The organism is Marivita sp. S2033, assembly GCF_046592965.1.
Taxonomy (GTDB): domain Bacteria; phylum Pseudomonadota; class Alphaproteobacteria; order Rhodobacterales; family Rhodobacteraceae; genus Marivita.
The window spans coordinates 133,729-147,407 of sequence record NZ_JBISBV010000005.1 but is presented as its reverse complement, the minus strand read 5'-3'; the positions used below and the strand labels follow the sequence as shown (position 1 = coordinate 147,407).

The 13,679-nt window shown below is 62.5% G+C and carries 15 protein-coding genes and 1 riboswitch; all 15 genes read right to left on the bottom strand.

From position 1 onward, the window contains the following. Positions 1 to 22 precede the first annotated feature (22 nt). On the bottom strand, positions 23 to 214 hold the full coding sequence (locus ACGKZZ_RS10850) for a DNA gyrase inhibitor YacG (protein WP_411223584.1): 192 nt from the start codon (positions 212 to 214) through the stop codon (positions 23 to 25). Next, positions 211 to 1,233: a ribonuclease E/G gene (locus ACGKZZ_RS10845; RefSeq protein ID WP_411223583.1), complete on the bottom strand. Its 1,023-nt coding sequence runs from the start codon at positions 1,231 to 1,233 to the stop codon at positions 211 to 213. The genes ACGKZZ_RS10850 and ACGKZZ_RS10845 overlap by 4 nt, the downstream gene beginning before the upstream one ends. Then, entirely contained in the window at positions 1,230 to 1,814 is a 585-nt protein-coding gene (locus tag ACGKZZ_RS10840; protein ID WP_411223582.1) for a Maf family protein, read from the bottom strand. Before ACGKZZ_RS10840 ends, ACGKZZ_RS10845 begins: the two co-directional genes overlap by 4 nt. A 58-nt stretch (positions 1,815 to 1,872) precedes the next feature. Beyond that, the gene (infA, locus tag ACGKZZ_RS10835; protein ID WP_411223581.1) at positions 1,873 to 2,091 is read right to left on the bottom strand and encodes a translation initiation factor IF-1; all 219 of its coding nucleotides are present in this window, start codon (positions 2,089 to 2,091) and stop codon (positions 1,873 to 1,875) included. A gap of 82 nt (positions 2,092 to 2,173) precedes the next feature. Continuing rightward, positions 2,174 to 3,058, bottom strand: a complete 885-nt coding sequence (locus tag ACGKZZ_RS10830) for a carbon-nitrogen hydrolase family protein (RefSeq protein ID WP_411223580.1) — start codon at positions 3,056 to 3,058, stop codon at positions 2,174 to 2,176. A gap of 34 nt (positions 3,059 to 3,092) precedes the next feature. Then, positions 3,093 to 3,542 carry a low molecular weight phosphatase family protein gene (locus ACGKZZ_RS10825; protein WP_411223579.1) on the bottom strand — a complete coding sequence of 150 codons (450 nt, stop codon included), beginning with the start codon at positions 3,540 to 3,542 and terminating at the stop codon, positions 3,093 to 3,095. Positions 3,543 to 3,544: 2 nt separating this feature from the next. Then, the gene (locus ACGKZZ_RS10820) at positions 3,545 to 4,024 is read right to left on the bottom strand and encodes a UPF0262 family protein (protein WP_411223578.1); all 480 of its coding nucleotides are present in this window, start codon (positions 4,022 to 4,024) and stop codon (positions 3,545 to 3,547) included. Positions 4,025 to 4,136: 112 nt separating this feature from the next. After that, the gene (mraY, locus tag ACGKZZ_RS10815) at positions 4,137 to 5,219 is read right to left on the bottom strand and encodes a phospho-N-acetylmuramoyl-pentapeptide-transferase (RefSeq protein ID WP_411223577.1); all 1,083 of its coding nucleotides are present in this window, start codon (positions 5,217 to 5,219) and stop codon (positions 4,137 to 4,139) included. Positions 5,220 to 5,226: 7 nt separating this feature from the next. Continuing rightward, on the bottom strand, positions 5,227 to 6,672 hold the full coding sequence (locus ACGKZZ_RS10810; protein ID WP_411223576.1) for a UDP-N-acetylmuramoyl-tripeptide--D-alanyl-D-alanine ligase: 1,446 nt from the start codon (positions 6,670 to 6,672) through the stop codon (positions 5,227 to 5,229). Next, complete coding sequence (locus ACGKZZ_RS10805; protein WP_411223575.1) at positions 6,669 to 8,153, bottom strand: UDP-N-acetylmuramoyl-L-alanyl-D-glutamate--2,6-diaminopimelate ligase; 1,485 nt, start codon at positions 8,151 to 8,153, stop codon at positions 6,669 to 6,671. The genes ACGKZZ_RS10810 and ACGKZZ_RS10805 overlap by 4 nt, the downstream gene beginning before the upstream one ends. Positions 8,154 to 8,196: 43 nt before the next feature. Then, the gene (locus tag ACGKZZ_RS10800) at positions 8,197 to 9,984 is read right to left on the bottom strand and encodes a peptidoglycan D,D-transpeptidase FtsI family protein (RefSeq protein ID WP_411223574.1); all 1,788 of its coding nucleotides are present in this window, start codon (positions 9,982 to 9,984) and stop codon (positions 8,197 to 8,199) included. Further along, the gene (locus tag ACGKZZ_RS10795) at positions 9,981 to 10,325 is read right to left on the bottom strand and encodes a cell division protein FtsL (protein WP_411223573.1); all 345 of its coding nucleotides are present in this window, start codon (positions 10,323 to 10,325) and stop codon (positions 9,981 to 9,983) included. The genes ACGKZZ_RS10800 and ACGKZZ_RS10795 overlap by 4 nt, the downstream gene beginning before the upstream one ends. Then, positions 10,325 to 11,317, bottom strand: a complete 993-nt coding sequence (gene rsmH / locus ACGKZZ_RS10790; protein WP_411223572.1) for a 16S rRNA (cytosine(1402)-N(4))-methyltransferase RsmH — start codon at positions 11,315 to 11,317, stop codon at positions 10,325 to 10,327. The genes ACGKZZ_RS10795 and rsmH overlap by 1 nt, the downstream gene beginning before the upstream one ends. Before the next feature lie 4 nt (positions 11,318 to 11,321). Beyond that, positions 11,322 to 11,771, bottom strand: a complete 450-nt coding sequence (gene mraZ, locus ACGKZZ_RS10785; RefSeq protein WP_411223571.1) for a division/cell wall cluster transcriptional repressor MraZ — start codon at positions 11,769 to 11,771, stop codon at positions 11,322 to 11,324. A 711-nt stretch (positions 11,772 to 12,482) separates the two neighbouring features. Beyond that, entirely contained in the window at positions 12,483 to 13,226 is a 744-nt protein-coding gene (locus tag ACGKZZ_RS10780) for a methyltransferase domain-containing protein (protein ID WP_411223570.1), read from the bottom strand. 207 nt (positions 13,227 to 13,433) lie between these two features. After that, positions 13,434 to 13,618: riboswitch (cobalamin riboswitch) on the top strand. Positions 13,619 to 13,679: the final 61 nt, after the last annotated feature.

Sequence of the window (13,679 nt, the reverse complement as noted above, 5' to 3'; positions counted from 1 at the left end):
CGTTCACCGCGCGAGGCAAGCCTTAGTGCAGCTTGTCGTCGGGCGTGTCGGCCCGTTCGCTGGCTTCCAGCGCCGCCTCGATGTCGTCAGGATCTTCGGACGGGACGGCATAGCTTCCCGACAGCCAACGGCCCAGATCGACATCCGCGCAGCGCTTGGAGCAGAACGGGCGCAGCTCCGGTTTGGTTTCCTTGCCACAAATCGGACAGCTCATGTCAAACTCCCGGCCAACGGCAAGCGATCGCGCTTGCGCTGCAATTCGATATGCCCGAGCGGCGTCCAGCCGACGAACACCGTCTCGACACTGTCGCGCTTGAGGGCTGCACGCAAGGCGCTTTCGATCTGTCTGCGGTCTTTCTTGGCGGTCGGAGCCGTGTCGATGACCACCTGCCCGCCCAAGCCGCGCAGACGCAACTGGCGTGGCAAATCCTTGACCGCTGCCAGATTGGCCTTGAGCCCTGCCGCCGGGCTGGTATCGCCGCCGGTGTTCACATCAACCGCGACGAGAGCCCGTGTCGGCTCGATCGCCATGGACGCCTGCCCATCCAGCGCCACGTCGCGCTGCATCAATCCGTCGAGCACATCGAGGACGCCGTGCCGCTCGAAACTGCCATCGGCATTGTCGATCTCGGCTCGGTCGGTCCATTCGCGCCAGGCCATCAGATGCGGTCCGTCGCCCTGCATCAGGATTTCCGCGTCGCCAGCGGTGTCGCCCGCGATCTGCGTTGCCTGATCGAGCATCGCGGCGATGTCCTCTGCGATTTCGTCCGTGTCGGCACCCTCGCAGGAGGAGCGCAGGATCAGGCCGAACCCGTCTGCATCCATCACCTCATGCGCAATTTCCAACAGCGCCTCGCGCGCATCTTCGTCCTTGATCCGCCGCGACACGTTCAGTCCCGGCGCATCGGGCGTGACGATGGCATACCGGCTTTTGAACAAAACCTTTGCCGTGACCGGGATCGCCTTGCCCGGCTCGGCATAGCCGGTGACCTGCACGACCAGCGCCTGACCCGGCGACAGACCCTTGACCTGACGCACGAAGGCCGAGCCGTCAGGCGTGCGCAAGAACATGCCGCCTTGACCCTTCATCGGTCGTTCGACAATAGCGCGGTAAATGGTGCCCGGAGCGGGCAGATCGGTGGCCAGAAACAGATCCTCGACCCGCCCGTCCACCATCAGCGCCGCCGCCTCGCGGCCCGCGACGTGATCGAGTGCAATCACTCGTCCCTTCATGCGCCCCTCCCGTAAAGTGGATACCCGGCGGCCAGCAAGAGCGTTGCCGTTTCCGCCAGCGGCAGGCCGACGACGGCGCTGAAGCTGCCGTTGATCCATGGCACGAATGCGCCGGCCGGTCCCTGAATCGCGTAGCCGCCCGCCTTGCCGCGCCAATCCTCGCTGGCGAGATAGGCGTTCACCTCGATGTCGCTGAGTGCCTTCATCTTGACCTGCGTGACCACGTCGCGCTCCCAGATGCGATCGCCGCGCCGCACGGCCACTGCCGTCACGACCCGGTGCCGCCGGCCCGACAAGGCATAGAGAAACGTCGCCGCCTCGGCAGCGGTGGCGGGTTTGCCCAGAATGCGGCGGCCCAGGGCAACAGTGGTGTCGGCCGAAAGGACGATGTCGGTGTCACCGGCCTGAACCGCCCACGCCTTTTCGCGCGCCAGACGCACGCAATAGGGGCGCGGCAATTCGCCGGGCTGGGGATCTTCGTTGATGTCGGGCGGGCGGATGTCGTCCGCCGTTACACCGATCTGCGCCAGAAGCTCGCGTCTGCGCGGGCTGCCGGAGCCGAGAATCAGGCGCGTTGTCATGGTAAACCGCATCCTGCCCGATAGCCGGGGGCCGCAGTGCGGGATGCAGGCATCGCGCTTACTTGAAGCGGTAGTTGATCCGACCCTTGGTCAGATCGTAAGGTGTCATTTCCACCTGAACCTTGTCGCCGGTCAGAACCCGGATACGGTTTTTGCGCATCTTGCCTGCCGTGTGCGCGATGATCTCATGGCCGTTCTCAAGCTCGACCCGAAACGTCGCGTTAGGCAGGAGTTCCTTAACGACACCGGGAAATTCGAGCGTATCTTCCTTGGCCATAGTCTCTCCTTCGTAAACATCCCCGCCATAAAGCGGGACGCGCTATTAAATGGGCACAAATCGTCAGATTATCAAGGGCTATTCAGCCGAGTTTCCGCGCTGCGGCAATCACGTCACGTCCCGACTGCTCCCCCCAATGGCTGCGATTGAGGACAACGCCATCGGTGCGGACATGTGCGATCCGCTCAAGGTGGACCTCGCCGTAGGTCCAGCCGGGGGTGTTCAGGTGCCCCTCCGCGATCACGCCTGTCGGCGGGAAACCGGTGTCGGGCGGGCCAAAGATGCCGCCCATGCCTGTATTCTCTTCGACCGAGTGCGACCAGTCATTTGCGCCAACGGTTGAAGACATGACCGTAACGCATTGATTTTCCAAGGCGCGCGCCATTGCGCCAATCCGCACTCGGGAATAGCCGGCAAGCGCCTCGGTGCAGGATGGCACCATTATCAGATCCGCTTCGGCCAAGGCGCGGCCCAGCAGTGGAAACTCGCTGTCATAGCAGATGAGAATCCCGATCCTGCCAAAGCGCGTTTCAAACAGCGTGAGCGGGCCGCCGCCGACAACGCCCCACTCCTCGCGCTCGAACCGTGTCATGATCTGTTTGTCCTGATGGCCCATATCGCCGTCTGGTGCGAAAAACCGGGCCCGATTCACCGGTCGCGCGCCAAGTGATGCGTCAAACACCGGAGCGGAGGCCGCGAGGATGTAAACGCCGAACTCCTGCGCCAATTGCGTATGCAATGCATCGACCTCGGGCAGAACATCGGACACCGCGTGCAACGACGCCTCGAGATCAAGCGCAACATCGCGTCCTGACAATGTGGCCAACTCCATCGCGCCGTATTCGGGAAAGACCAGAAGGTCGGCCCCGTTGCCCGCTGCGTCGTCAACCCAATGCCTCAGCTTTGACTCGTAAGCCCTCATGGACTCGAGAAAATCCATCGGATAGGCGGCCGTCGCGATCTTCATTGGTCGATCTCCTCATGCGCTCAGGTTACGCGGATTATAGACTGCCCTGCCATTTTTGCGTCATGCGATCCACGAGCTGATCGCGGGTCTGGCGATATGCGTTAAGCTTCTGTTCCCGAGTCTCACCCAGACCGGTGGGGTCCATGATCGGCCAGTATTCGACCGTCAGATGAAACAGGCGAGTCAGATCGAGTGCCCGACGCTGCGATGCCGGAGACAGTGCGACGATCAGGTCAAATCCCGACAGCGCCTCGCCATACTGCTCCAACTCATCGAAGCTGCGCGCGCGATGACGGCTCATCTCGACGCCGATTTCCTTGCACACCGCAATCGCAAAACCGTCGATTTCCAGATCGCTCACGACACCGACGGATTGTACATAGGTATCAAAGCCATAGAGCTTTTTCATGATCCCTTCGGCCATTGGAGAGCGAACAGCGTTGTGGTCGCAGCAAAACAGGACAGATTGCGGCAGTGATGCCACGCTCAGCCCCCGAAATGCAGCACGCACACCAACGTGAAAAGCCGACGCGACGTATCCTCATCGATCGCAACCTTGCCCTCAAGCCGCTCTTTCAGGATGCGCGCGCCTTCGTCGTGGATGCCCCTGCGGGCCATGTCGATGGTCTCGATCTGGCTGGGCGGCAGCGTCTTGACGGCGTCGAAGTAGGATTTGCAGATCTGGAAGTAATCTTTTACCACCTGCCGAAACGGCGTGAGCGACAGGTGAAATTCCGCCGCTTTTTCATGCGCTTCGGTGGTCACGTCGAACACCAGACGCTTGTCGCGAATGGAGAGGCCGACATTATACGGCCCCGACGGCGCCTCGCGCCCGTCGCGTTGCGGCAGTTCGAACGTGTTGTGCTCCATCAGGTCGAACATCGCGACTCGGCGTTCCTGTTCGATTTCCGGGGTTGGCGGCGGCAGGTTGCCGTCATCCAGTTGAATATGCGCGATGTGTGTCATCGGTTGCGTCCCTTGATCTGCGCACCTCCCTACAGCGCGGCGAAATTGCGCGCAACTGGACGGCGCAGTTTGCTGTGAATATGCAAAAACCGGTTCCGCGAGTGAGGCGCGTTTACCGGACTTTCAATGTCGCCAGACCAATCAGCGCCAGGATGAGCGAAATGATCCAGAACCGGATCACGATCTGCGGCTCGGCCCAGCCCTTTTTCTCGTAATGGTGATGGATCGGAGCCATCAGGAACACGCGCTTGCCGGTGCGTTTGAAATAAAACACCTGAATGATGACCGACAGCGCCTCGACCACGAACAAGCCGCCGACGATCGCCAGAACGATCTCGTGCTTGGTGGCCACCGCAATGGCTCCCAAAGCGCCGCCAAGGGCCAATGATCCGGTGTCGCCCATGAACACCGCTGCAGGCGGAGCGTTGTACCACAGGAAACCCAGCCCGCCGCCGAAAATGCCCGCGGTAAAGATCAGGATCTCGCCGGTGCCGGGAACGTAGTGCACGTCAAGATATTCGGTAAAGTCGACCCGGCCCACGGCATAGGCGATCACGCCAAGCGTGCCCGCCGCGATCATCACCGGCATGATCGCAAGGCCGTCCAACCCATCGGTCAGGTTCACCGCATTCGCCGCGCCGACGATCACGATCACCGAAAATGGCACGAAGAACACGCCCAGGTTCAGCAACGTGTCCTTGAACACCGGAAACGCCAGACGATTGGTCAATTCGGCGGGGTGATATTGCGCAGCCCAGTACGCGGCGATCCCGGCGATCAGGAAACCCAGCAACAAGCGCAATTTGCCGGACACACCTTCGGTGTTTTGCTTTTTCACCTTGGCGTAGTCGTCGGCAAATCCGATCAGGGCAAAGCTCATGGTGACAAAGAGCACCATCAGGACGAACGGATTGTCCAGCCGCGCCCAGAGTACCGTTGATGTCAGCAACGCCCCGACGATCAAGAGCCCGCCCATCGTGGGCGTTCCGGCCTTGGCAAAATGACCCTCTGGCCCGTCGGTGCGGATCGGCTGGCCCTTGCCCTGACGCTTGCGCAAGACGTTGATCAGCGGACGGCCAAAGATAAAGCCGAACAGCAGCGCCGTCAGGAAAGCGCCCCCCGCGCGGAAGGTGATGTAGCGAAAGAGGTTAAAAACATCGCCCCCGTCCGACAGCGCGGTCAACCAATACAACATAGTCCCTTTATCCCTCGCCCGCGCCGTGCGGGCCGCTGCCTTCGCTCATATTGCGAATGGCGTCAACCACGCGCGCGAGTCCCATCGACAGCGAGCCCTTGACCATCACCACATCGCCCGCATCGAGCCGGCGCGGCAGGCGCAGCGCCATTTCGTCGGACGTTTCAAACCACATCCCGCGTTTTTCCTCGGGCAGTGCCTCGTGCAGATGGCGCATCAGCGGTCCGACGCAATGCACCAGATCCAGCGTTTTCGTGGCCTCCAGTTCGGCCAGTGCGGCGTGCAGTTGCGGGCCTGTGGGGCCCAGTTCCTTCATGTCGCCCAGCACAGCGATTCGCCGTCCCTTGCTGACCCGGCCGATATCGTGCTGCACGGATGCCGCGGCCAACACCGCCAGTGACGCCGCAACCGAGGCGGGGTTGGCGTTATAGGCATCGTCAAAGAGCGCAAGCGTCGCGGTCGGGTCTGCCACGTCGAGCGATACGGTCAGGTACGCCCCGCGCCCGGCACCGGGCTGCCAGCGCCCGATGGCGGCGAGTGACAGGGCGCGGTCCAGCTTCAGCACCTCGCACATGGCCAGAACGCCAGCGCCGTTGATCGCGAAATGCCGTCCCGGCGCGGCGATCTTGTAAAGCAGCTCTTCGCCGTCATGGATCGCCTGCACCACGCTGCATCCAGACCCGTCGCGCAGCGATGTCACGCGCATGTCGCAGCCTTCGGTTTCGCCGAACGACAGGCAGGTGGCGGCTCTTGCGCGGGCCCGCTTTTCAAGGATGGGGCTGGTTGGCAGGTCGCCGTTCCAGATCGCAGCGCCGCCCGGTTCCAGACCGTCAAAGATCGCCGCTTTCTCGCGCGCGATGCCGTCAATGCTCTCGAACGCTTCCAGATGCGCGGGCGCGACAATCGTCACGACGGCCACGTGGGGGCGCGCGAGGGCACTCAGCGGGGCGATTTCGCCGGGATGGTTCATGCCGATCTCGATCACCGCGAAATCGGTGTCGCGCGGCATGCGGGCCAGCGTCAGCGGCACGCCCCAATGGTTGTTGTAACTGGCCTCGGCGGCGTGAACCGTACCGTGCGCACCCAGAACCGTCCGCATCATTTCCTTGGTCGAGGTTTTTCCCACCGACCCGGTGACACCGATCACGCGCGCCTTGCTGCGCGCGCGTCCCGCTCGGCCCAAGGCTTCAAGCCCGGTCTGCACATCATCCACGATCAGCAGAGGTGCGTCTGACGCCACGTCGTTTGGCACCCGGCTGACCAGTGCCGCCGCCGCGCCCCCGTCCAAAGCCTGGGCCACAAAATCATGCCCGTCGCGCGCCGCCTTCAAGGCAATGAACAGATCTCCCTGTTGCAAGCTGCGGGTGTCGATGGACACGCCTGTCGCGGTCCAGTCGCCGCGAAGCGTTCCACCGGTGGCGCGTGCGGCGTCTTCGCCCGTCCAGAGCGTCATGCCAGCTTCCCGTCGAGCGCCGCCACGGCCACGCTGGCCTGCTCGGCATCGTCAAACGGATATACCGTGTCGCCCACGATCTGGCCTGTCTCGTGGCCCTTGCCGCAGATGAGCAACGCATCGCCCGGCCCGACCGCATCGACACCGCGCAAGATGGCCTCGGCCCGGTCGCCGACCTCGGAAGCCTCGGGCGCGCCTTCGAGGACGGCGGCGCGGATGTCGGCCGGGTCTTCGCTGCGCGGGTTGTCATCGGTGACGATCACCTGATCGGCGAATTCGGCAGCGGCCGCGCCCATTATGGGGCGTTTGCCGGGATCGCGATCGCCGCCTGCGCCAATGATGGCCACCAGCCGCCCCATGACATGCGGGCGCAGCGCCTGACATGCGGTCGCGACCGCGTCGGGCGTGTGGGCGTAATCGACATAGACCGAAGCGCCATTGGTGCGCGTCGCGGCGAGTTGCATGCGCCCGCGCACGGTTTCCAGTTCGGGCAAAACCGAAAATACCCGGTCCGGCACCGCGCCACTGGCAATTGCCAGACCAGCCGCCACCATGACGTTTTCAGCCTGAAATCCCCCGATGAGGTTCAGACGGGTCTGGAAGGTCTCGCCACCGAACTTGATTCGCACATCCTGCCCGGTGGCGTCAAAGCGCTGCGCCAGAAGGGTCATGTCGGCACCAGTGTCGCGCCCGACAGTCATCACTTCCTGCCCGCGCGCCCGCGCGATGGCGAGAATGTCCACGCCGCGCGCGTCCTCGATGTTGACCACGGCGATTCCGTCCTCGGGCAGCACCCGAGCGAACAGCCCCGCCTTGGCGTCGAAATAGGCTTCGAAACTGTCGTGATAATCGAGATGGTCCTGGGTGAAGTTGGTAAAGCCTGCCGCACGCAGGTTCACCCCGTCCAGCCGCCGCTGCGCCAGCCCGTGCGAAGACGCTTCCATCGCGGCATGTTCCACCCCGGCCTCGGACGCGCCGGCCAGCGCCCGGTGCAAGGTGATCGGCTCGGGCGTGGTGTGGGCCAGCGGCGCCTGCCAATCACCCTCGACGCCGGTGGTGCCCAGATTGATGGCGGGATGCCCCAGCAACTGCCAGATGCGGCGCACGAAACTGGCAACGCTGGTTTTGCCGTTGGTGCCGGTGACGGCGACCATCGTGTCGGGCTGCCGCTCGAACCAGAGGGCGGCGGTGAACGCCAGTGTCTGACGCGGGTCGGCGGCGATCACGACGGCAACGTTCGCGTCGGCCAGTTCGTCCTGTGCGATCTGCGCGCCGTCCATATCGGTGAGAACAGCGCGAGCGCCCATGCGCAGCGCGTACTGGATGAATTCGGCGCCGTGCATCCGCGTGCCGGGCAAAGCGGCAAACAGATAACCGTCTTTCACATCGCGACTGTCCACCGCCAGACCGGTGACAAAAACGTCCGCTCCGCCGCGCGCGGTGAGACCAAGCTGGCTCAGGCTTTTGGCGTCTGCCCTCATGCCACACCCCCTGTTTATGATGCCCCGCGAAAGGCGGCGCCTTTCAATTCGAGGTGTTGATGATGCCCGTCAAATGACGCGTTTCGACCTCTGGACGCAAGCCCAGAAGCGGTGCGATGCGGCTGATCATTTCGGCCGCCACCGGCACCGCTGTCCAGCCGGCGGTGCGCCGGGGCTTCGTACCACTGGTCTCGACGGGTTCGTCGAGAGTGACGATCAGCACATATTTCGGGTCGTTGGTCGGGAACACCGATGCGAAGGTGTTGATCACCTTGTCCTTGTAATACCCGCCGCCGCGCCGCTTGGGCTTGTCGGCGGTGCCTGTCTTGCCACCCACCGAATAGCCCGGCACCTCGCCAAAGCTCGCGGTGCCTTCGGTGACGACCTTGCGCAGCATGTCCAGCGATTGCGCCGCGGTGCGTTCGGACATCAAGCGCGGTCCGAGTTTCGGACCTGTTTGCTTGAGCAGCGTCGGTGTGACCTGATGCCCGCCATTGGCAATCGCCGCATAGCCTGCCGCCAGATGCAGCGGGCTCGAGCTGAGGCCGTGGCCGTAGGAAATCGTCACGCTCGACAGATCCGTCCAGCGTTTGGGCAACAGCGGCTGCCCGCCGGTCGCCTCGACAATCTGCAACGGGACCGGTTTGAAGAACCCGAGGCTGTCCAGAAACTCCTGCTGACGCTTTGCGCCGATCGCAAGCGCCAGACGCCCGGTGCCCCGGTTCGAGCTTTTAACTATGATGTCAGACACCGACAACGGGCCGTAGTTCTTGTTGTTGAATTCACCGATCCGGAAGCCACCCACCTTCAACGGGCCTGACGTGTCGATCACCGTGGTCGGGTTCACCAGACCAAGCTCGAGCGCCTGCGCGGACGCGAAAATCTTGAAGGTCGAGCCAAGCTCGTAGACGCCCTGCACCGCGCGATTGAACAACGGGCTGTCGGACGCGTCGCCCTCGGTCAGCGGACGGGGCCGGTCGTTGGGGTCAAAGTCGGGCAGTGACGCGATGGCGATCACTTCGCCAGTGTGCACATCCATCAGCACGCTTGCGGCGCCCTTGGCGTTGAGCAGTTTCATCCCGCCCAACAAGACACGCTCGGTCGCGGCCTGAATGGTCAGATCCAGCGACAGTTCCAGCGGCGCGCCTTCGCGGGCGGGGTCGCGCAATTCGGAATCAAAGAACTTCTCGATCCCGGCTGTGCCGATCACTTCAGCCGAATGCACGCCTTCGCGCCCGAAACTTGCGCCACCCAGGATGTGCGATGCCACGGCACCGTTGGGATAGAGTCGCATCTCGCGCGGGCCGAACAGAAGGCCGGGCTCGCCGATATCATGCACCAGTTGTTTCTGCTCAGGGCTCAGCTTCTTGCGCACCCACATGAACTTGCGCTTGCCGGTAAAGTCCTTTTTCAGCCGGTCCTGATCGAGATCGGGAAAGATCGCGGCCAGCTTTTCCGCCGCGCCGACCGGGTCGATCATCTGCTGGGGGTGGGCATACAGCGACACGGTTTCCATGTTGGTCGCCATGATCCGGCCCTTGCGATCGACGATATCGGCGCGGCTGGCGATGATCGACGCGCCGGTGGCCTGCGCACGCGGCTCCTCGGCCTCGGAGGCGGCAAGAACACCCATGCGCGCGCCGACGACGCCGAAGGCACAGAAGAACATCACCGCCATGACCAACAGCCGCCCCTCGGCGCGCGATCTGGCCTTGTCGCGCATCTGCTCGTGACGGATGCGCAGGTTTTCGCGTTCGATGGCGTCGGGGTTTTCGCCTTTGCTGCGGGCTTCAAGGATGCGGGCAAGCGGGCGAAGCGGCGTGCGGATCATGGGTTTGCTCCTGCGCTGGTCACATCGACCGGATCGGTGATCGGCAATTGCGGCGGCATCGGGTAGGCGATCTGGTCCACCCGGCCAAATTGGTCAGGCTGCAACGGCATCAGGCCAAGACGGTCAAAGTTCACGTCTGCCAGATCGCGCAGACGGTCTGGGCGGTTCAGGTAGGCCCATTCAGCCCTGAGAACAGCAAGTCGCGCACGCGCCTCGGCGATCTGGCCACGCACCTGCTGCGCCTCACCGAGCGCCGCCTGGGTCTTGTAGTTCTCGTGATAGGCCCAAAAGGCGGCCGCAATGACGGCCAGAAACGTCACGATGTACAAAAACGACCGCATCACCGATCCTCCTTCAACTGGGGAAGCGCAATTTGTCCCGCATCAATGTCACCCGCCGGGGCATCGGTGCGCCGCGCCACGCGCAGCTTGGCCGAGCGCGCCCTCGGGTTGACGTCAAGTTCGTCCTCGTCCGGCCCCACCGCCTTGCGGGTCATGATCTCGAAGGCAGGCGTGATCGCGTCGATCTCGGGCGCATAGCGGTTGGCGCGTCCGGTCTGGCCCGCACGAGCCTGCATGAAGCGCTTCACCATCCGGTCCTCGACCGAATGAAAGCTGACCACGGCCAGCAATCCGCCGGGTTTCAGCGCCCGTTCCGCCGCCATGAGACCTTGCATCAATGCGCCGTATTCATCGTTCACGGCGATGCGCAACGCCTGAAAACTGCGCGTGGCGGGGTGCGACTGGTTGGGTTTGGCGCGTGGCAGGCAGCTTTCGACGATCTTGGTCAATTCAAGCGTCCGGGTGATCGGCGCCACCTTGCGCGCGGCGACAATGGCCTTGGCGATCCGGCGCGAGGCGCGTTCTTCGCCGTAGGTGTAAAGGATGTCCGCAATGTCGAATTCATCGGCGTGATTGACGATATCCGCCGCCGAGGGGCCATCCTGCCCCATCCGCATGTCCAATGGCCCGTCGCGCATGAAGGAAAATCCGCGCGCGGCCAGATCAAGCTGCATCGAGGACACGCCGAGATCGAGCACAACGCCGTCCACGTCGGACGCGATCTGATCCATGTCCGCGAAATTCGCACGGTGCAGCGTGATGCGCCCGTCGTAACGTGGCAGCCACTCCGCTGCCATCTCCTGCGCCAGAGGATCGCGGTCGATGCCGATCACGCTATCCGCGCCCGCCTCGATCAGACCGCGCGCATAGCCGCCCGCGCCGAAGGTGCCGTCAATCCAGACACCGGACACGGGCGCGACCGTCCGCAGGAGCGGCGCAAGCAGGACAGGAACATGGGGGTCTTTGGGAGGAGTGGCAGCGGCAGCGGACATTGGTTTACTCTCCCGGCTGCCTGTCCAGATAGATCAGCGGATCGACATCGTCCGGCAGCTCGTCCAGCCATTCGTCGGTCGCGGCCTGTTCTTCGGTTTCGTAGGTTTCCGGCTCCCAAATCTGGAAGGTGTCGCCGGCACCGATGAAGAACGCCTCGCCGGTCAGTCCGATCTTCTGACGAAGCTTGGCCGGCAGCACCAGCCGCCCGGTCTCGTCGACGCTTGTTGGATGGGATTGTCCGTTGAACAGGCGTTGCAGCATCCGCCGCTCGACCGATCCGCGCGGCAGGGATTCGATCTTCTCGTCCACCTCTTCGATGGCCTGCATGGTGTAGCATTCAAGGTATTTGCGGCGCTTATCGCCATAGACCACGACCAGTTCGGGGTTCAGCCCTTCGGTCCAGGCTGGATCGCCCGCCTCCAGCACACGGCGGAACGGGGCCGGGATGGACACCCTGCCCTTGCCATCAACCTTGTGATGACTCTCGCCTCTGAACCTGAGCTTACGAGCCACTGTCCGACCGGTCCTTCCAATTTCTCTGATCCCTGGAAACGGAAACGGCGGGTTGATCTGCTGCCACTGATCAACCCGCCGCCCGTGTCCCGTTTCCGGGAAAGTCCGACTGCACGCGCCACCTGGGGGGATGTCTGCTCGCCCGCGCGCCGGATCTCTGTGTTAGATGAAAGCGGGTGCCTGTATGAAACCTGCTCGTTTTTTGTTTTTGTTAGGAAGTCGGGGTTTGTTTTGTTCCCCTTGTCTTTCCTGCTCTCATCTCGTGCCATTAGGGATGGCATGGGAAATCATGGGTCGCAACTGTTTTTTGGCCGTAGCCGCCACTTGATGTGGTTTATCGCACACATGCAACACAGCATATAGTGCGGATTCCGATCAGAAAGTGGCACATGAGCCACCAAGGCGCGGATCGCCTACAACATATAGTAATTTTGGCGATGGAAAATAATTGCCCATGTTTTCCCACACGAGCAACAAACAAACCAAGAACATCAGATTTCGCTAAGAAAGATTGCCTGCCAAACTGCGCGGTTCACTCAAATTTCGCGCCGAATCCGGACTGTGATTCGAGTAGAACCAGCTTTTCGGATTAATCCGTCCCATCGTTTCCCACAGAGAACCCGTCAGGGTTCGAGGGGCTTGAGCCTCAGCTCACTTGACGCCCAGCACCACGTTCACGGCGTCAGGATAAATCAAGCGCCCACCGACCGTGTAACCGCTCAGCGCGGCACTGACGTCTGATATCAACGCATGCTGCGCTGCCTGGTCCAGTGCGTGAAAGGCATCGGCAATCGGCATGGAACCAAGGTGAAGCGGAACAAACTCCTCAGCATGCGGCACGTCGATCATCAGCTCTTGCCGACGCACTTCGACATCGCGGAACCCGGCTGCCGCAAGGTCGGAGATCAAGTCGCGATCCGACGGCGTCACTCTCTGGCTGCGCTGTTTTTCTGCAATATCGGATGAAATGTGTTTCTCAACCGCGATGCAAAGCGCCTGAGTGTAGACACTGTGACCATCCCATATCGACATCGCAAGGCGACCGGACGGCCTGAGGAGCCGAAAGAATTCTCGCAGAGCAACGGGTTTGTCGGGAAAGTAGTGATACCCATGCTGCGAAATGACCGCGGTGACGCTCTGCGATGGCAAACGGATTCCCACGACGTCGCTTTCTGTCCAGGCAATATCCGCGTCGGGCGCAAGCCGCTTTGCCATTTCGAGCATACCGGAGTTGATATCGAGACCGATGACCTGTCCGTTTTTGCCCACGGCCCGTTTCGCCAGTCGTGTCGTCACACCGGTCCCACAAGCCACGTCCAGAACAGCCTCTCCCGGTTTCAGATCAACCAAGTCAAGCAGTGCGCTGGCCCAGCGTCCAAACCACAAGGGGACCATGGTGTTTTCGTAAATTTCAGGGCCTTGACCTGAAAGCTGAAACGACATTTCGACCCGCCTTTAGCAACGACAGCCTGCGCGGATCCGTATTAAAGACCCCGCGCGAGGTTACCGCGGGCCGTCAATAACCGTCAAGTTTGGGAACGTTCAGCCCACCGTCAGTGCCCGCTAGCTCCAGACCGCACTTGCATCAGAGCGCTGACACGGGTACCCCAAATCCGTCACGGTCCGGGCACGTCCCGGTGAAAAGGGAACGTGGTGAGACCCCACGACTGCCCCCGCAACTGTAAGCGGCGAGCGTGCCTGGCACATGCCACTGGAGACATCCGGGAAGGCCCAGGCATCGCGACAACCCGCAAGTCAGGAGACCTGCCGCGACAGATCACCTTACGTCCACGCGGGGTGCGTTGGATGTGCCGGTTCTCCGGTGTGGTGGCAACTCGCCGTCTTGGG

Excerpts from the sequence above, each read along its gene's own strand:
- ACGKZZ_RS10850 (WP_411223584.1), bottom strand. The coding sequence starts at position 214 with ATGAGCTGTCCGATTTGTGGCAAGGAAACCAAACCGGAGCTGCGCCCG.
- ACGKZZ_RS10845 (WP_411223583.1), bottom strand. The coding sequence starts at position 1,233 with ATGAAGGGACGAGTGATTGCACTCGATCACGTCGCGGGCCGCGAGGCG.
- ACGKZZ_RS10840 (WP_411223582.1), bottom strand. The coding sequence starts at position 1,814 with ATGACAACGCGCCTGATTCTCGGCTCCGGCAGCCCGCGCAGACGCGAG.
- infA (WP_411223581.1), bottom strand. The coding sequence starts at position 2,091 with ATGGCCAAGGAAGATACGCTCGAATTTCCCGGTGTCGTTAAGGAACTC.
- ACGKZZ_RS10830 (WP_411223580.1), bottom strand. The coding sequence starts at position 3,058 with ATGAAGATCGCGACGGCCGCCTATCCGATGGATTTTCTCGAGTCCATG.
- ACGKZZ_RS10820 (WP_411223578.1), bottom strand. The coding sequence starts at position 4,024 with ATGACACACATCGCGCATATTCAACTGGATGACGGCAACCTGCCGCCG.
- mraY (WP_411223577.1), bottom strand. The coding sequence starts at position 5,219 with ATGTTGTATTGGTTGACCGCGCTGTCGGACGGGGGCGATGTTTTTAAC.
- ACGKZZ_RS10810 (WP_411223576.1), bottom strand. The coding sequence starts at position 6,672 with ATGACGCTCTGGACGGGCGAAGACGCCGCACGCGCCACCGGTGGAACG.
- ACGKZZ_RS10805 (WP_411223575.1), bottom strand. The coding sequence starts at position 8,153 with ATGAGGGCAGACGCCAAAAGCCTGAGCCAGCTTGGTCTCACCGCGCGC.
- ACGKZZ_RS10800 (WP_411223574.1), bottom strand. The coding sequence starts at position 9,984 with ATGATCCGCACGCCGCTTCGCCCGCTTGCCCGCATCCTTGAAGCCCGC.
- ACGKZZ_RS10795 (WP_411223573.1), bottom strand. The coding sequence starts at position 10,325 with ATGCGGTCGTTTTTGTACATCGTGACGTTTCTGGCCGTCATTGCGGCC.
- rsmH (WP_411223572.1), bottom strand. The coding sequence starts at position 11,317 with ATGTCCGCTGCCGCTGCCACTCCTCCCAAAGACCCCCATGTTCCTGTC.
- ACGKZZ_RS10780 (WP_411223570.1), bottom strand. The coding sequence starts at position 13,226 with ATGGTCCCCTTGTGGTTTGGACGCTGGGCCAGCGCACTGCTTGACTTG.